Origin of the sequence: Pantoea sp. B566 (assembly GCF_024793925.1) — a bacterium.
Classification (GTDB): Bacteria; Pseudomonadota; Gammaproteobacteria; order Enterobacterales; family Enterobacteriaceae; genus Pantoea; species Pantoea ananatis.
In genome coordinates this window covers 1,147,320-1,165,686 of the sequence record NZ_JANUQL010000003.1, presented here as the reverse complement: position 1 = coordinate 1,165,686, position 18,367 = coordinate 1,147,320, and the positions used below count along the sequence as shown (strand labels likewise).

Here is an 18,367-nt window from a genome sequence, read left to right as displayed (position 1 = left end):
ATTAGACGAAAAAGTATGAATTCTACATTTATCGAAAAGTTTGAATCTATTGCGGCATTATTCCCCGCGAATATCGCACTCATATCTGGTCATCGTTCAATCACGTACTCTCAACTTCAATATCAGGCAAAGCGAGTTGCTGCCGGTATCCAGTCTGAAATCGATGACGACGTCGAGGGCGTGGTACTGTGTTTACGGAGAGATGAATCTCTAATCGTCACGATATTAGCGTGCCATTACCTTGGAATGCCTTATATTCCTGTAGACCCCAGAACCACATACAATAAAATTGAACATATCCTCTCTCAAGCGCGTTACCTGTATATCAGTAACGTGAAGATAACTGAGTGCCAAAAAACAATAGACGTCATTGGTCTGTTAAATACCAGTGCCCCTTTCGAATACAAAAACCTTATACACGCCTCACAAGAGGCCTATCGAATATATACGTCTGGCTCAACCGGTGCGCCCAAAGCGGTGATGGTCAGCCATATTGGGTGTGCTAACCTCATTGAGTACTTTTGCCATTTATTAGCATTCAAGCCCGGGCAAACATGGTTATCTTCAACGTCGATTGCCTTTGATATTTTCTTCCTGGAATACTCAGTCCCTCTGGTGAGTGGGGGAACCTTAATCTTGCTGACAGATCAAGAGATCTACTCGCCACAACAGATTGCAGCACAAGTCATACGTTGGTCACCTTCCGTGTACCAGGCCACGCCTTCATTGTTTAAAGGGTTGTTAGGTTATCTCGAGCAGGGGTGGCACTTCCAAAAAGTATTAGTGGGTGGCGAGGCGCTGTCTCCACAGCTGTCTTCAGCGTTGTTTGCACGCAGTGACTGGCTGTGCAATGTGTATGGACCCACAGAAACCACCGTCTGGTCGGGTGCGCATGTCATTCGACAAGCAGGGGATACGCGTATTGGTCAAGCAATACGTAACACCGAGATCCTGATATTGAACGAGCATCAGCAAGAGTGCGCACAGGGTGAGCCGGGGCGTATTTATATTTCCGGGGATGGCCTGGCAATGGGGTACTTTAATAACCCTGAGTTGACGGCGAGTAAATTCACAGAATTGTGTATAAGGGGTGTCAATCAACGGATGTATGACACCAATGATATTGGTTATGTGGATAACGAAGGTATCGTCAATTTTCTTCACAGAGAAGGTGGGTTTATCAAAATCAATGGGTATCGGGTTGAACCAACGGAAATAACGGATACCTTTGAAGCAATAGCGGGCGTCTCAGGTTCTGCGGTCATTTGCCTTCATGACGATCTATCTGATTCCTCAAAACTGATAGGCTGGGTGGAGTGTACGGAGGTGACTGAGGCAGCAATAAGGGCATTTCTTCAGTCAAAGTTAAATTACTATTTGATACCTCATCATATTTTCACTATTCCGGCCTTACCTTACACGCTGAGCGGTAAAGTCGACGGGAACAGGCTTGAAGAGATGAGCCGCACTCTTTTGAGTCAGGTGCCCACAGCCAGTGGCTCCTCGTCAGTGGGCGAACCCTCCGCTCTGGCATCCCATCCTGCGGGTAAAATCCTGGGTCAGTATATAGACATCACCCGGATGTCAAAAGATGACAACTTCTTTGAACTGGGGTTAACGTCAATGCAGGCCATCTCTCTGCACCTCGATATGCTTGAGTTATACCCCAATTTACAGCTGCATGAAATCTTTGAACGGCCATGTTTCGATAAGCTGATAAATGAACTTGAGTGCATATAATTTTAATCTAAGTATTTTCAAACTTAGTGGCGCATTCCAGCGGTTAGTAAGTCTGAAAAGTGGAGACGTACATGAAGGACTCTCTCATGCATGAGAAAAAAGTCATCTGGTTGATGGCACTTATTCAATTTATTAATGCTGTAGATTTTATGATCGTTATGCCTCTCGGAGCCGATCTTGCAGGTGCGTTACATATGTCGGCAGCAAATATGGGTTATCTTGGGGGGGCATACACCTTAGCTGCTGCTGTCTCTTCACTGCTGGTGGCGAAGTATATTGACAGGTTCGATCGTAAACGGGTGCTGTTAGTCATGTTGACTGGATTGTCAGCAGCTACCCTGATATGCGCGCATACCTGGAATATGAACAGCCTGATGTTTGCACGCATTCTTGCCGGTTTTTTTGCTGGCCCATTAGTCGCTATCTCTCTGGCCATTTTAACGGACTGTGTCCCTGCAGAGCGTCGTGGGCGCGCCATGGCTACTGTGATGGGGGCTTTTTCTATTGCTGCGATTGCTGGCGTGCCTTTGGGCCTCAAGCTGGCAACTATGTATGACTGGTCAATGCCTTTTCATGTTGTCGGTGTTTCAGGAATGCTTGTGGCCGTGATGGTGTTTGTATTACTGCCAGGCCTGAAAGGGCATCTTCAGGAAACGGCGTTCGTGCCACCTGATGTGTCTCTACGGGCATTAATTTCTAATCGGCGGGTTGTGCTGGCAATTTCATCGCTGGGCCTGGCCGTATTAAGTACCTTCCTTTTGTTACCAAATCTGGCCGTTTGGATGCAACTCAACGCTGGTGTCGCCCGCGACGATTTAAGTCTGTATTACCTGATCGGGGGAGGAGTCAGTGTGATTACGCTACAAATATGTGGTCGCATGGTTGACAAAATAGGGCCGCTTACCGTGGCGATTGGGCTTGCCATCGGAATTTTTGCGGTGATTTTCGACGGATTTATGCATTCTTCTGTCTTACCCACGGTAATTGTTTTTACGGCATTCACTGCGTTGACGGCAACGCGAACCATCGTTGCCGCCACAGTCAATACCACCGTTCCAGCCCCCAGCACACGAGCAGCTTTTATGTCTCTTCAAAGCATCTGCCAGCATGTATTTAGTGGCTTAGCTGCCATCCTCTCGTCATGTATCTTGGTAGAAGAGCAACAAAAGCTGCTCAACCTTGAGATATTGGCCGCCTGTGCGTTAGCCCTTACGCTCGTGCAGCCACTGGTCTTAAAGCAACTACTCAAGCATCAAAAGCTGTCAACGGCCACGCCATAAGCCAACAGGGCAAACCTGACATATTGGTACGGGTCGGGTTTGCTCAATGCAGGTGATTTATTGCTCAGGAAATTGACACATGCTTCCATTTTTAAGCCTCAGTAAAAGGGTGGTGCTTCCGCAGTTCAGGCATATGGTGCTTTGGTTCAATGCCTTCGAACTCAGGTATTTCGAGCAGTCACTCTTCCATGATTTTGATGTGGAATGCCCGGCGCTGCTAACCGGAGCAGTGAAAAAAAGAAAGGCCGAGTACTTTGCCGGTCGCCTAGCTGCCAGACGTGCGCTCCAGTTCCTTGGCTGCAAAACACTCGCTCTTCCCATCGGGAAGCATCGACTTCCTCAGTGGCCTTCCGGTTACCGTGGGTCCATTTCTCACACGCGGGCATTAGCGGTGTCGGCTGTCTGTCATCAGGAGCACTACCAGGCTGTGGGCATTGATACAGAAACAATATTCACGGCCGATCAATGTACCAGATTAACACGTGCCATCGTGTCTGAAGCCGAATGGAATGACGTTATCCTGGGGGGGAGCACTCTTACGCATCCGCAACTGGTCACTCTGATTTTTTCAGCTAAAGAAGCGTTATATAAAGCGCTTTTCCCCCACACGTTGCTGTTTCAGAATTTCAGTTCCGCAAGGCTGACGTGGATATGTGAAGAATCGGCACAGTTTCAGATTGAGCTCACCTGCGCGTGGAGTGGAGAGTATAGTGCGGGTTCTCATTTTACTGGATGGTTCAGGTTTTTTGATCATACCGTTGTTACAGTGATTGCTGAATGCACCCCGCCAGCCCTTTGACCTGGCGTTTCCCGACCGGACAGGCCCCTTTGACCGATCCTTTCGTTATATCTGAATGACTTTACAGACGATCTGATTTTTTATCTGACACGGGAAGTGTTTCTTTTATGAATGTTAAGCATGACGTTAGAGAAAGTCATTGTAAAAACAGAGAGAAAAGGAAATGATTTTGAATTCTGAAGATATTAAGGCGTTGTATACTGAACGCAGGCCAACAAAACATGATGATTACTACCAGCATATTTCCAGCTCTGTGAGTGAAATATTTAAGGTGGCAAGGAATATAGTAGAGCATTATAAAGGGATTAATAAATATAAAATTAGCCCTGAAAGGTACAACGACATTGATATCACTCAGCCTGAAATCATACTGGACAGATTGTCTGATGCTGGTGTGACATCCATTATTAATCCAATCCCCTTTGAAAATAAGCTCGTCGGGCACTGTTTGACCCTGGCCATCGTGGCGCTTGACATGATGAGGTACAAAAAAATCCCTTCCAGATTACGGTACGCCTATTGTACCTACTTCAGTCAGGATATTTACCCAGAGCAAATTCTGATTGAATATTGGTGTGAGGACAAGGAAGCCTGGTTATTGGGTGATCCCTCAATGAACCAGGAAGTACTGGATCACAATCAGATTTCGGTAAGTGTGAATTTTTGTAATGTAGATAACACGCTGTCTCAACCTATTCACCAGGTATGGTATTATCTAAGAAAAGGTGAGCTGGATTTCACTATGTACCGTGGTATTAATGACAGGCAAGGAAGAAAACAGGTAATAGAAGAGGTGGCTCGGATATTTGTGAATGACCTGGCAATGATGAACAATCTTTTATTATCGGTTTATGATTATGTTCTGACCCCGTATCAGTCGGACCATCTCAGCGCAGAGTTGCTGCAATATCTGGATGAGATTGCGGATGAAATGATGGCCTCGCCCGGTTGCCTCATCGCTTACGATGAATCCAATCTTATTCGCTACCGGCCACGAACTGCGGTGAGGAAGAGTGTCTTCAGAAGAGAGGAAGAGATATTTGAGGTATAAGTGCGTTACCATTATTCCAACTGAATGGGTCATCTGTTTTACCCTCTGTCCTGGAGGTTGGAGCAGCAGTAGCCAGACAGGCCAGAATGGTTCCACGAGCAGAGTCAGGTAGCGGACCGGGAGAGATCGGACCACTTTTTTGTCCCATGTTTCTTTCTCTTATGTTTTAGTTTCTGTCTCATATGTTTTAATGTGCAACATTTCATAGTCTCAAAGCGGATAGAAGCACTGTATGCCGCTCATGGCAAAACATACATCGACTAGGTTCAGGAAAAAGGTCATCAATGAGTTGGATTGAACGAATTAAGAGCAACATTATCTCCACCCGCAAGACTAATATCCCGGAAGGGATATGGACCAAGTGCGACAGCTGTGGTCAGGTTCTGTATCGCGCAGAACTGGAGCGTAACCTGACGGTTTGCCCTAAGTGCGATCATCATATGCGTATCGGAGCACGCGCTCGTCTGCATAGTTTCTTGGACAAAGGAACGGCAGTGGAGCTGGGGGGCGAGATTGAGCCGAAAGACGTGCTAAAGTTTCGTGACGCCAAAAAGTACAAAGATCGCCTGAGTTCAGCGCAGAAAGAAACCGACGAGAAAGATGCGTTGGTGGTGATGGAAGGCACGCTGTTCGGCATGCCAGTGGTCGGGGCGGTATTTGAATTCTCCTTTATGGCTGGCTCGATGGGCTCTGTGGTTGGTGCGCGTTTCGTTCTGGCTGTCGATAAAGCGTTGGAAAAAAACTGCCCGCTGGTATGCTTTACCGCATCCGGCGGTGCGCGTATGCAGGAATCGCTGCTGTCGCTAATGCAGATGGCGAAAACCTCTGCGGCGCTGGCGAAGATGCAGGAGCGGGGGCTACCCTATATCTCGGTGTTGACTAACCCAACCCTTGGCGGGGTTTCTGCAAGTCTTGGGATGCTCGGCGACCTCAACATCGCCGAACCGAAAGCGCTCATCGGCTTCGCCGGGCCTCGCGTTATTGAACAGACCGTGCGTGAAAAATTACCGCCGGGGTTCCAGCGCAGCGAATTTTTGATTGAGAAAGGCGCCATCGACATGATTGTTCGCCGTCCTGAAATGCGCTTTAAACTTGCCAGCATCCTGGCCAAGCTGCTGAATCTTCCTGCGCCTAATCCAGATATGCCGCACGAAGACGTTGTAGCACCGACGTCACCTGATCAGGAACTTAATGCATGATAATTCGAGGGCAGGGCCATCAGGCACTGCCCTTTTTTTTATTGCAATGCTCCGTTCTGATTAGTGACCCTGATTCAACATCCTGCTCCATTCAGAAACAGAATTCTGGCATGACTAATACTCCCCCCGAGCGGAGGTTGAGCCGATGAAAAAGTCACGATTCACTGAAGAACAGATTGTCTTTGCCCTCAGGCAGGCTGAACTGGGTACATCAGTACTGGAGGTCTGTCGCAAGCTGAGTATCTCCGATGCCACGTTCCATACGTGGCGCAAGCAATACGGTGTGATTTCCCCATCTGAACTCAAGCACATGCAGCAGCCTGAGGAAGAGAATCTCAGGCTGAAAAAGCGGGGTGCCGATCTGAGCCTCGACAGGGCCATGCTGCAGGATGTGTTGCCAAAAAACTAACGCTGGCGCGACTGGGTCCGGGATCTGCAGGCACGCTACGGAGCCAGCGAAAGGCAAATATGCTTTGCCCTGCGGTAGATTAGCCCCATAGATCACCAGACACTTCGCCTCTCTTAAAATAAGAGGTAGTCTTAGACCTATGTTTAACACCAGTCAGAATAATAAGATGGTTGAAGTGTTATCAGGACCTGAGCGGCGTCGCCGCCGTACACCGTCGGAAAAAATAGCCATTATTCAGCAGACAATGTAACCCGGTATGACCGTGTCTCATGTCGCCCGCCTGCATGGCATCAATGCCAACCAGATTTTCAAATGGCGCAGGCAATACGAAGACGGCTCGCTAACTGCCGTGGCTTCAGGTGAAGAAGTTGTGCCTGCTTCTGAACTTGCTGCCGCTAATAAGCAAATCCGTGAACTACAGCGCCTTCTGGGCAAAAAGACGATGGAAGCTGAAATACTTAAAGAGGCCGTGAAGTTCGGTCGGGCAAAAAAATGGATTGCGCATGCGCCCTTGTTGCCCGGGGACGACGAATAACCGACGTCTGCCGAAGTATTGGCGTGTCGCGTGCGCAGCTGAGTATCAGGGTTCGCCGGTTGTCTGACTGGCAGGATCACCGGCAACAACCCCGTTTTGACGATAACGCGGTGTTGTCCCGGATAAATACGGCTGTGGCCAGCCTGCCCACGTACGGTTATCGACGGGTATGGGCACTGTTGCGACGAGAATCTGAGCGTGACGGGCAGCCTGTAGTTAATGCAAAACGGGTGTACCGCATTATGAGTACTCACCATCTGCTTCTTGAGCGAAAACCTGCGGATAACCACCGGAAGCGTGCCCGTAAAGGACGCGTGGCAGTGGCTCAGAGCAACCGACGCTGGTGTTCAGACGGCTTTGAGTTCCGCTGCGATAATGGCGAAAAGTTGCGGGTAACCTTCGCGCAGGATTGTTGTGACCGGGAGATCATCGACTGGGCCGCAGGCACAGGTGGCTATGACAAAGAAACCGTGCAGGATGTCATGCTGGGTGCGGTAGAAAAACGCTTCGGAAGGCAGTTGCCAACAGAGCCACTGGAATGGCTGACGGACAATGGTTCGGACTACAGGGCACATGAAACGCGGGCGTTCGCCCGGATGCTGGGCCTGGAACCCTGCACGACAAGAGTGCGTAGTCCGGAGAGCAACGGCATAGCAGAGAGCTTCGTGAAGACGATAAAGCGGGATTACATCAGCATCATGCCGAAACCGGACAGCCAGGCTGCGGTGATGAATCTGGCGGTGGCGTTCAGCCATTACAACGAACATCATCCGCATAGTGCACTGGGACATCGCTCACCACGGGAATATATACGCAGGAAGTTATCACAATCATAAGAGCAAAAACGTCTGGATATATAGGGTCAAATCCATCCTGCATAGCCTTTTGGATCTCAGAAGACGAGGGTTCGCTATCGTAGCCTGTAAGTAAAACCGCCAAGGACAGGACTGCTACTGTTGAAAGTTTATTCATTTCTTAATCCCTTATTTGAACTTGTTGGTCAGTGTGTTTCTGTGGATTTGTTGAGTGTCTGGTCGAAAATTTCGCACCATTGCTTCAACTGCATTTCTGTATCCCGGATCCCTCGTTCATGGTGGAACCGACCTTTCCGTGGGTGAAATTTGATTTGCCACTCTGGGATTTCGATGTCTTTGACTTCAATGAAGAACCCTGAGTTCTCGAAGTTTTTAAGGCGGGTTAGGTTGTTTTGACCTTTAGCTCCTGCCATACCGACTAAATCAAGAGCTACGATTTCCCCTCCATTAGCCAGGTGGTATCTCCAGCCTTTGACTTCACTGAACTTGTAAGCCTTTTTACGCTTACCAGCCTCGAGAGTTAGCAACTCACGATTCGTATCAATCGTCATTTTGCTGCCCTGGAATTGATGGCTCCACAATCCATTGTCATTGACGTTCAGCAGGTCGACTGTGGAGGCGTTTGCCCTTTTATGTGTGTATGACACATATGCCGTAAGGAGTAAGAAGAAGGCAGGTAATGTCCACATGAACAGGAACCCTGCAGTGTCTTTTGGATTTGAATCAGTCAGTATCCACACAATCACCAGTACAACAATCCATAACCTGATAGAACGAAAGAACGAAGGTTTACGTACTTTCTGACCATTCAAAGCCGCTGTATCCATTTTATATACCTTTAACGTTATGTGATTCATAACTAGCTGATTGGTAACTGCTTTTACGACGCATTTTTGAACGAGTTCAAAACTTAAGCAAATCACTTGTACCGATCGATGATCTTATTTTGATAGTTTATAACTATCATATATAGTTTATCGATCTGTAAAAACGATCAATTATTTGCTCAAATAAGGACTTAGGCTTGAAAATTTTGTTGAGGCAGGAGTTTATCGAAAGGGCACTGCTGCGCGTTCAGTCAGTATTTCGCTGCTGGCTAATGGCTCAGATAACTCAGGCTCAGCTAAGAGGACTGTATGAATTGTCGCAAATGAGGATTTTTGGTGGAGAAACGTCTTACCTGCCTTTTTGAGCAGGTCTATGAAAGTGGCCAGGTAAGGAATGCTCAGTAGCCAGCTCAATACCCTTGTCATGAAGAAGTCAGCGATTCTGGTTTGCTCGCTTGGCTTACGCGTCATGTCGAGCAGTGTCTGCGCTTCAGTTGTCTCTGACGCTCTAGCTCTATGTTCATACACAGGAGGAGGCGTACCTTCGAATTCCAAAGCAGCTGGTAATGACGGTGTAATAGCTACCTTAGCAGCTTCTATAACTGAATCACTCGTCTCATCACCTCCCATAGCCGAAGCTTTCAAAGTTAAGAGCAGAGGATTGTCACGTTCGGGTTCGTAGAGAAGCTTCTTTTGCAGGTTGGCCCATGAGTAAGACTTTCCCAGTTGGGAAGCTTTGAAGGCGATCCCGGAGTATTCGAATGAGAAACCATTCATGCGGTCCGTGGAGGAAATGTTGGGTATTGTCGCTATACCGTTCTCAGCAAGCGCTTCAACGAAGCCCGAGATATCATTGGCATTGGTAAGGATCTCGTCGATAGTGTTCTGTAAGAACGTCTTGGGCGTTGGCTGACCTTCACGCTTCTCCTTCTGTTCCTCATTTCGTGATAGCCTTTTACGCTTACTGGATAGGGAAGGGCTATGTGAAGGCGAGGGACCTTTTGTTTTAGTCAGTTCATGCGCTATCTCAAGCTCCTGAATTACTCGCGTGCTGATTAGATTTTCATTCCTGCCCAGGTAAAGCTTCCCTCCAATAAGATCCACTCTGCTCGCAATGATATGAATGTGTTGGCCGGCCTCATCGTCATGTATTATATAGCAGCGTAGGTGCGTCTCACTGAACCCCATGCGATTCATGTAGTCGTCAGCAAATGACACCCATTGTTTTGTCGTGAGTGATTCACCAATAGGTAGGCGAAGCGAGTTGTGCCAAACCGGTTTGGCAACGTCAGAGCGAAGTGAAGCAGAAGCGCAGAATTCAGCAATCAGATCTGTTGCCGAATCGCCCAACATGTTCCTGCCGATAACAACCGGATCGGTTTTATGGTGCTTTCCTGGCTTCAACGCATATAGAACAACTCCTGCGAAGCTCTTACCTCGCTTGATCTTCTGCATGCCCTTCATTAGAGGGGATACTCCATAGATCAGCGGTAAGGAGGCGAGAACGAAGCTCACTAATTTGCCGCTTTACGGCGAACAGTTCAGTCTTTGTAAGAGGGTTACATGACTGCTTTGCGTTAAGGTGGTTAACAATCTCATTGAGCCTGTGATTTATCTCGCCAAATATTTTCCATGCCGCTCTGTTGATCTCTGGAACGACAGGAGGTTGGGTATTTAAAAGGCACATGCGAAGCCACTCGCCCTTAGCGTGTTGCTTACGCTCTTGATCCAAAATATTTAGCTCTGAGTTATTGAGTCTGACGCTGACGCAATGAATACGTAGATTTTCTGCAAGGGGAGGGCGGTATATATCTTTCATATAATCTCCATTTCTAAAAATAAGCATATTCCTTATGCCTGTTCTATTTATAACCGATAGATGAATTATGTCAACGATGTAGGTTTTGACTTCCCTTTTTCAACCGAAGGGCAGAAAAAGCAAGGCTACTCAGCTTCGCTGAGTTAGCCCTTGCTTAAAAAAACATTTAGTATCAATTGACAATGTAAATAAAGATGATAGATGTATATAAAATGATGAAAGAGAGATGTCTAATGCGTGATTATATTAAAGGAAATGGATGGCTCATAATAAGCTTGGTTTTTATACATGTTTTTTCATGGGGAGGCTTTTGGATCTCAACAATTACTGATGAAGCTAATTATTGGGTAGTATTATTTAATGCAGCACATTATGCTATAGGTGTTGTGGATGTCATAATGTGCGCTCTACTATTTATGTTTTTATTCTACAAATTAATTATTTTTTCTGCTAATTTTTTTAATAATGGAAATCGCAATATTATAGAAAAATAGTTCTTTATCAGTCTGAATGTTTACACTGTCATTACTTTTGAAAAGTAAAGCTCTTTCTTGGAAAAACTCAATTAATGAGATCCATGCTTTAGCAAAAGAACAATTCACTAATAAAAGTTGCCAGCATAGATAACCTATGTTGGAACATAAAAAACTATGTTCTTTGATGGTTTCATATTTATTAAAATCAAAAAAATAATAATAACTTGCGATTGCAGCCGATAAGAATAATAAAAGGTCATTTAGTGCCTTAACGGACTTTCCCTTCCAGTAAAACCATGCTCCAATCATAACTGAAGTTACTAAAATGCATATAGAGATTGCTGGTGTTCCTTCTAATTTACACTCGCGCACTCCTGACTTAACTTGCGGAGATAGGTATAAACTTAAGATGAGATAAACCAATGAAAATGCAATGAATAATGTTAGTAAAAATTTTAATAAGTCTTTAGCAACGTAATGACTCAATTTTTTGTTAGTTTTCATTGTTTTAATTCCTTAATGATATCTGAATTTCAAATGACATCTTAGTTTAAGATGTCATTATATTTAATTTATTTTCAGTTGTTGGTTGTAATTATAATTAAGTTGTCATTACAGTGAATAATCCCATTTTTCTTAAGGGCTTCGATTGAAAGTGTGATTCTATTTTTTAATATTGAGCTTGTTGACTTATAACCCAACATTTTTGAAATGGCAATTATGATCTCGTCATTAGTAGCGCCGAAACCATGAGATATAGTCTTTGTTATCCCAGTGGAAATTTCTTCGAGCGAAATATATTCGGGTTTTCGCAGCGTTTGAGAGGTAACAAATTGGCGATCTCTAATCAACAATTCTCCTTCTTTTATTAACAAAAAATCACCATTGGAATAAGTTCTAGTGTTCTTAATAGCGAGGCTTATAGCATTATTAACACAAGCCTCAATACGAGCTCCTGCACGTTGTAGTCCCCATGCAGACCTGATACGAGTGATTACTTCATTCACATGTATTGGAGCTTCAACAAGAACAATTTGCTCAACTATCTTGGCGAGCACGCCAACTGGTGTCTCATGAATCGGGAATCTTGTGTCAACGTCAGGAACCGCCTCAACATATGGCACAGCTTCATTGAAACTGCCTTCAATTGTCTCTAGACCAATCTCTGTGACAGTCTCTCTTTCTACTGTCACTATCTCGACAGGTACAGCTCTTGACCGAGATAGAGAAGTTTCAGAACGATTTTCGAGCTCTTTCTTAGCCGCCTGAATAGCAGAGAGAGTTTTCTGTAGTTGCTCTTCGGGGCGTTGAAACCAATCCGTGCTCCAAATCCTGTGAATGATCCAACCATGATCCTCAAGCACTGCCTGACGCAGACGATCTCTTTCTCTCGAAGATCGGGAAGAGTGGTAAGTCATACCATCGCACTCAATCCCGATAAGGTAGCGGCCCGGCATATCAGGGTCGGCAATGGCTAAATCAATAAAGAAGCCTGCAATGCCAACTTGAGGGTGGACCTGGAAGCCTTCTTTTTGCAGAGCATTTGCAACCTGTTCTTCGAACACACTGTCCATTGAACGGCCACTTTGTTCTGCAACTGACAGGCGTCCTGTTCTTGCATACTGCAGGAAAAGTTTAAAAGCAAATACACCTCTGCCTTTAGCTCTTTCAAGAACTATATCTTCGTCAGTGATCGATGCATAAACTTCGCAACGTCTCTTGGCTCGACTAATAAGAACGTTCAAACGTCTTTCACCACCCTCTGAACCAAGAGGCCCGAATTTCATTGCCATGAAGTTTTGTTGATTTCTGGCATATCCAACAGAAATGATAATAACGTCTCGCTCGTCGCCTTGGATATTCTCGAGGTTTTTAACAAAAAACGGTTCACTTGGGTGCGCATAGAAAAAATCCTCGAACTCAGGGTTCAGCCTGCGAAGCACTTCAAGCTCGTCCTGAATGCGCTTTCTCTGGGTAACAGAAAAGGTAGCAACACCTAAAGATAGATGAGGGTGGCTTCTTGCATGTTCAAGAATTGCTGTTGCTACGCGTTTTGCTTCGTTTGCGTTGCTTCCAGATTCGAATACGCCATCTTCAACTTTATGGAAACGTAGGCCCATACCTGCTTCTTGTGTATAGGGGCTGGGAACTATAAAAAGCTTGTTTTCATAAAACTGGCTATTCGACACAGCAATCAATGACTGGTGACGACTTCTGTAATGCCAGCGAAGCATTTTTTGAGGCAACCCTCTGGCAACAAAAAGTCCAAGTATGCTCTCAATGTCCGCCACTTGTGCTGACTCGTCATCATCCTGCTCATCTGCGGAACCTGTCATTTTGGCGAAGAAAGAAGTTGGAGGTAACTGACGTTCGTCTCCTACAACGACCATCTGCTTACTTCGTGCAATAGCGCCTAATGCATCTACAGGTTGGATCTGACTGGCTTCATCCATTACCAGTAAATCAAACGACTGCTTACCTGGCACTAAAAACTGGGCAACTGAAAGAGGGCTCATCATCATAACTGGCTTTAAGGCCTGAATAGCTGCACCAGCTTTTGTCATGAGCTGTCGAATCGCCATATGACCGCGTTTGCGTGCCATCTCACCCCGCAGTACACCCACAGGGCCTACGCCAACTTTAGAGGGAATTGCTCTGTGGTGAGCTCTTACGACTTCAAAACTCGAAGCTTTAATTCTTCGCAGATCCATCTCAGCGAAGCTTGCTACTCTTCTTGAATGCAAATCACCATCAAAACGAGCCAGTTCTGGCTCATCTTCGACCATTAAAGACAGAATTGAGTCGAAATAAGTCCTGTCAAAAGTACCTAGTAAACGTTCGGAGGAAAGAACTCCACTACTCAAATCGGAGATTAATGGATAAATACCAAATGTTTTCGCCAGCTCTACACGGTTTTGCCAGGCAACCCATTTTGAAAGTTGTTCAGAATTATCTATCCAAAGAGTAATCTTGTCATAGACTAGATTAAATGGTATTTCATGAACATTTTCATTTTTTAAAATTGATTCATAGGAAGATTTAAGAGAAGTAATCACTGATGTGAGTTTGGCAAACTGCGCTTGAATAGACTCACTCAAACTTCTTGATTTATGAACTAAACCCTGTCTGTCATCTATTTTAGACGCTAAGATTCTTAAGTCGTCATTTGATTCAATCCAGGAATGAGATTGAAGTAACAGATCCCAGTCACTGTTTTCTTTCAACCATAATGGATACATGGTTGATTGAGCCAAATTATCGAAAGTATGAATGATATTCATTTTTTGCTGGGCGCTTGATAACAAACTCAACAATTCAATACGTTCAGAAATAGAGGATTCATTTTTGACGAAAACATTTTTATACGCGGAGTCCATAGTGCTTAGCATATCAGACTTTACAAGGAGTGATTCCAGTGGAATGCTTTTAACGGAATAATAGTTATCAAAATACTCTTCTGGCGTGGCTCCCAATGAATCCCAAAGAATACGACTTTCATCTAAAACTTCATGGGTGAGTTTTTTAAGCTGACTCACTTGATATGCTAAGGCGTCTTTGTTGGAGAGGCGACTTGCAATTATTCGGGCTTCAGAGTTGATACCACGTAAGGTACGCATCCATTCGACAAGTGATTTCAGCAATTCACTATCGCTATTCTCTCCTCGCCAGTCTGAACCAAATGCAGACTGTCCGAACTCATTCAAATCAATGATGGATTTTCTTAATTTCTGTGCTTTTATCAACAGATCGAGGTACTCAACCTGCTGAGGGATCGTCAAACCTTTATCATTTATCAATGAAAGGGTAAGCTTTTTCGACTTTCGCCATTCGCTATTAAGGAATTTAAAAACGCCAGTGTTGTTTTCAAGGCTGTTTCGTGTGCTTTCTACATCTGTTTCCCACGCCTTTTCAACAAAGATGAGATTGATTTTTTCTTTATAAATACTAAGTTGTTTAATATCTGCAACCAGACTTGCCGCTTTTTCAATACCACCTTCCCAGACTGTGGCAATGAATGCTTCTGGACTCACATTTGGAGCTTGAGTAATACTTTCACCCAGCTCAATTAGACTTTCAATCTCACTTAAATTCGAGAATCCGATTTTAGAACCCAACTCCTGCTGCAATCTTGAAGACTCTTTTAAGATTCTAGGTGTAAGTGTCTTCAGTCTATAGGCAGTAGTAAAAGCATTAATATTAACATCTACAGGTAATTTACGATAATCTTCTGAAAGGCTGGCGACCTCGGTGTTGAATTTATCTGCATGTAATTCTTTTTCAAGCTTGCTGTAGAGCTCTTTAAATGAGAATCCAGTTTCAATTAACGTCTTTGTCTCATCTTTAGAAGTGGCCCATAATGGCGAACTTAATGATTCAGGTGATAAATTAGGCGCTGAGTTAATTAATTCAGCTATTAGAATGAATTCATGTAACTCTTTTAATGAGCCTATATGATAGGCTTCATTGGTAAGTTTAGAAAGATTGATAGACTCTTCAATAGAATCTGAAAGTTCAGACTTCAGGTTCGTTAATGAGGCAGTGAGTCTTTCAACTTCACTAGGAAGTATCTCAGTTCTATCGATACCATTCCATGGGTGCGAATCAGGAATGCCAATATCACTTATCCTCTCAATTAATTCATCAATAAGTGCATGTCTTTTGGAGAAATCGTCGCTACTCCATGATTTATACCCGCTTAGCTTATAATCGTTAGGGTCAAAACCTGATTGTCTGAGACGTACCAGTTGCGCCATAACCTTATATGGCGTTAAGCCTGATGGCATGTACGTTTTATGAATCCTTGCGGGGTGATTGTTGAGGATATCTCGGCTTTCTGTGAGATTATTGACTAATGTATCTGGGAATTCTCCTCGAGGTGAACCAAGTTCCCAGACTCGCTTCAGTTCTTCAAGGAATGCTCTTTTGTTGGTTTTATTGCTATGTAGCTCTAAACAAGCATCTCCAACACCCGCCTGATCAAGTCTGCGCTTAACTACTTCAAGGGCCGCCATCTTTTCAGCTACAAACAATACTTTTTTACCGTCTGCGACTGCTGAAGCTATGATGTTAGCGATTGTTTGAGATTTACCAGTCCCTGGGGGACCCTGAATAACCAAGCTTTTACCATTACGTACTTCGTGAATGGCAAGAGTCTGTGAGCTATCACTGTCCAAAATATGAAGCATTTCTCGGGGAGGAATAACAGAGTCAATTACAATGTCGTCAGAGATTAACTCTCCACCAGAGAAGCCTGTTTCTAAAAGACATTTTATTGATTCCTGATCTGTGATTTTTGAATCAGAAGGCCAGTTATCAGGATCTAAATCTGTATACATCATAAATTTTGCATAGGAAAACAGACCTAGATTGACTTCATTTTCTAATACTTCCCAACCTTCTTTCAATGATATAGCTTGTTTTATCTCTGCGAAATAATTCGTTAAAGAAAAATCCTCATCGATACTCAGGGGAGGTAGGGTTATTTGGTGAACACGGCTGAGGAATGTTTCAAGTGACAGGTTGCTAACAATGTCCTCATCCCTAGCTTTAATTTTAAAGCGTTCTCCTGCTTTAGCTCGCATTAATTCAACTGGTAATAATAAAATAGGGGCATGGCGTATGTTTGCTTTATTATTAGGATCTATCCATTTAAGCGATCCTAGAGACAGAAACAGGATATTTACGCCTTGTTCTTCTTCAAGGGTTTTTGAGTCATAATATAAATCTAATAGCTTTTTTTGTAATGTTTTTGGCGTGAGCTTGGTCTGGAGTTTTGTATCATTGTGGTTGGTTTCGGAGTCATCTAAGAAAATAATATCTTCGGACTCTGAGTCTGTCTCACTGTTCTCATTGTTTTCATCTGTCTTTTTATCTTCTCGACCATGAAGAAAAGTAAACGGCTTGCCTTCTTCAAAAAGCATCTTGAACAAAATGTCAGATCTTTCATTAACTACTTCCAAAAATTTTGTAGTCTTTGATTTTGGTATGTTAAGTAAACGATTTCTAGCTGTTAGATCGAGTAACTCTGCTCGCGACTTTTCAAGTTTCTGACTGAGTGACAGATTTGAGTTTTTGTAAAGTGAGCCTTCGATTTCGTCCATTACGCATAACCTTTGAATTGAGGATTTTACCTTGCTTATCAGTGCATTATCACTTTATAGCTAAGTAACTAAAATTTTTCTATACATATTAGAGTGTTTTGATATAAAAATTAAGAATTTTCTAATTAATATTGAGTTGTATTTTTTAACTCTTAAAAATCATTCACTTAAAAAATACCGTACAAGTCGTAGCTAAGGTTAAAGGAGTTTGACATAAGTAAGATTGATGCTTTGGTGCTTTAAAGGTCAGAAAATAGGTAGTCAAGTTACAGGTAATTTATACCCACACAGCATAAAGTTGTGAAAAAGCTTTAGTTAGGATTATAAAATTTTATCCCTAATGTTGGTACAGATATATTATTAGGTAATTTATTGAATGCTTTAAGTGGATACCAGGAACTGGTTTCCAGATATAACTAAAGTTAATCTTCACAAGTATCTAATTTTATTACAGAATTTCGAGAGGCGACTTTTAAATACTGTTAATAGTGCTTGAAGCGAGTTACGTATGACTCCAGTAATGTTTATTCACTACTCAGATTATGTGTCTAAACCCGGCTGGATTCGAGTGTAAACCTCCATTCAAGCCAGGCAATACGACACTCAGATAGTATCTCGGTCAGAACGAGATTTAGCATTAGTTGTATCTATGTTCATCTTGCTATGAACTCTTAAAAATTAGACCTTGATCAAATCCCTATCAGTTTGTCAAAAGATTTCTTGATACAGCCAACTATTGATCATATTTTGAACAGGAGGATTCCCTTTCAAACATTCACAGGAGAATTTCTATGGCACTTAAGCCTGGTCCGAAACGAATTGCTGATTCAACAGGACAACCTGATCAGCGTCAACGTGATAACAAAAAAACTCCGGGAAACAACCCAAAGGTAAAACCTAGTAAAAATTCCAAACCTTAGTAATTTCTAACTAGTAACAATTAAAAGCCTTGCGGGGCTTTTTTTGTTTAAAGTATAATAAAAATTTAGATGATTATGTGGATTTTTTAACCAAGGCCTAACTTATTATTTATTGATGAAATTTATGTTCTTTTGTTAGGTTGATTTTTTTCGTTCAGGAGTGAGTTATGCCTATTAATATGTAAATGTAGTGGTTAGAGAGAAATCGTTAAAATCAATTTTTTTATCGCATTGAATCCAGTTATCTTAGTTGCATTAATAAAAATGCTCTTCCTGAAAATTATTTTGGTAATCTTCCTGGAGACCTTCCCCAGTATATGAGTATCCCGATTTTATTTTTTAGCTGAGGTGACTGCACACAACTTTCACGTTTAGTGGTCAGTTAAGCCATAAAGC

10 protein-coding genes and 2 pseudogenes are annotated in these 18,367 nt (G+C 43.6%); 7 read left to right on the top strand and 5 right to left on the bottom strand.

The window, feature by feature from the left end:
* The first annotated feature begins 15 nt into the window (after positions 1-15).
* The 7 genes and pseudogenes from NYE92_RS07105 (at position 16) to NYE92_RS07075 (ending at position 7,849) form a co-directional block, all read left to right on the top strand.
* On the top strand, positions 16-1,740 hold the full coding sequence (locus NYE92_RS07105; protein WP_116219619.1) for an AMP-binding protein: 1,725 nt from the start codon (positions 16-18) through the stop codon (positions 1,738-1,740).
* Positions 1,741-1,811: 71 nt separating this feature from the next.
* Positions 1,812-3,020, top strand: coding sequence for an MFS transporter (locus tag NYE92_RS07100; RefSeq protein ID WP_116219620.1), 1,209 nt, complete (start codon positions 1,812-1,814; stop codon positions 3,018-3,020).
* A 79-nt stretch (positions 3,021-3,099) separates the two neighbouring features.
* The gene (locus NYE92_RS07095) at positions 3,100-3,819 is read left to right on the top strand and encodes a 4'-phosphopantetheinyl transferase (protein ID WP_158151130.1); all 720 of its coding nucleotides are present in this window, start codon (positions 3,100-3,102) and stop codon (positions 3,817-3,819) included.
* 169 nt (positions 3,820-3,988) lie between these two features.
* Entirely contained in the window at positions 3,989-4,870 is an 882-nt protein-coding gene (locus NYE92_RS07090) for a hypothetical protein (protein ID WP_147301580.1), read from the top strand.
* A gap of 284 nt (positions 4,871-5,154) precedes the next feature.
* Positions 5,155-6,069, top strand: coding sequence for an acetyl-CoA carboxylase, carboxyltransferase subunit beta (gene accD, locus NYE92_RS07085; protein ID WP_116219623.1), 915 nt, complete (start codon positions 5,155-5,157; stop codon positions 6,067-6,069).
* A gap of 145 nt (positions 6,070-6,214) precedes the next feature.
* A pseudogene (locus NYE92_RS07080) lies at positions 6,215-6,472 on the top strand (transposase); the annotation flags it as partial.
* Between the two features lie 172 nt (positions 6,473-6,644).
* Positions 6,645-7,849, top strand: a pseudogene (locus NYE92_RS07075) (IS3 family transposase).
* Positions 7,850-8,013: 164 nt separating this feature from the next.
* Here NYE92_RS07075 and NYE92_RS07070 read toward each other — a convergent pair.
* From NYE92_RS07070 to NYE92_RS07050, 5 genes are all read right to left on the bottom strand, one after another.
* Complete coding sequence (locus tag NYE92_RS07070; RefSeq protein ID WP_158151133.1) at positions 8,014-8,655, bottom strand: DUF4755 domain-containing protein; 642 nt, start codon at positions 8,653-8,655, stop codon at positions 8,014-8,016.
* Between the two features lie 222 nt (positions 8,656-8,877).
* Positions 8,878-10,119: a relaxase/mobilization nuclease domain-containing protein gene (locus NYE92_RS07065; RefSeq protein ID WP_246874091.1), complete on the bottom strand. Its 1,242-nt coding sequence runs from the start codon at positions 10,117-10,119 to the stop codon at positions 8,878-8,880.
* Positions 10,088-10,474: a hypothetical protein gene (locus NYE92_RS07060; protein WP_116219785.1), complete on the bottom strand. Its 387-nt coding sequence runs from the start codon at positions 10,472-10,474 to the stop codon at positions 10,088-10,090. Before NYE92_RS07060 ends, NYE92_RS07065 begins: the two co-directional genes overlap by 32 nt.
* Before the next feature lie 434 nt (positions 10,475-10,908).
* The gene (locus NYE92_RS07055) at positions 10,909-11,454 is read right to left on the bottom strand and encodes a hypothetical protein (RefSeq protein WP_089528693.1); all 546 of its coding nucleotides are present in this window, start codon (positions 11,452-11,454) and stop codon (positions 10,909-10,911) included.
* 74 nt (positions 11,455-11,528) lie between these two features.
* Positions 11,529-17,051 carry a DUF3320 domain-containing protein gene (locus NYE92_RS07050; protein ID WP_259018779.1) on the bottom strand — a complete coding sequence of 1,841 codons (5,523 nt, stop codon included), beginning with the start codon at positions 17,049-17,051 and terminating at the stop codon, positions 11,529-11,531.
* Positions 17,052-18,367: the final 1,316 nt, after the last annotated feature.

Coding starts and splice junctions, on each gene's coding strand:
- NYE92_RS07065 (WP_246874091.1), bottom strand. CDS start 10,119: ATGAAGGGCATGCAGAAGATCAAGCGAGGTAAGAGCTTCGCAGGAGTT.
- NYE92_RS07050 (WP_259018779.1), bottom strand. CDS start 17,051: ATGGACGAAATCGAAGGCTCACTTTACAAAAACTCAAATCTGTCACTC.
- NYE92_RS07095 (WP_158151130.1), top strand. CDS start 3,100: ATGCTTCCATTTTTAAGCCTCAGTAAAAGGGTGGTGCTTCCGCAGTTC.
- NYE92_RS07070 (WP_158151133.1), bottom strand. CDS start 8,655: ATGGATACAGCGGCTTTGAATGGTCAGAAAGTACGTAAACCTTCGTTC.
- NYE92_RS07055 (WP_089528693.1), bottom strand. CDS start 11,454: ATGAAAACTAACAAAAAATTGAGTCATTACGTTGCTAAAGACTTATTA.
- NYE92_RS07100 (WP_116219620.1), top strand. CDS start 1,812: ATGAAGGACTCTCTCATGCATGAGAAAAAAGTCATCTGGTTGATGGCA.
- accD (WP_116219623.1), top strand. CDS start 5,155: ATGAGTTGGATTGAACGAATTAAGAGCAACATTATCTCCACCCGCAAG.
- NYE92_RS07105 (WP_116219619.1), top strand. CDS start 16: ATGAATTCTACATTTATCGAAAAGTTTGAATCTATTGCGGCATTATTC.
- NYE92_RS07060 (WP_116219785.1), bottom strand. CDS start 10,474: ATGAAAGATATATACCGCCCTCCCCTTGCAGAAAATCTACGTATTCAT.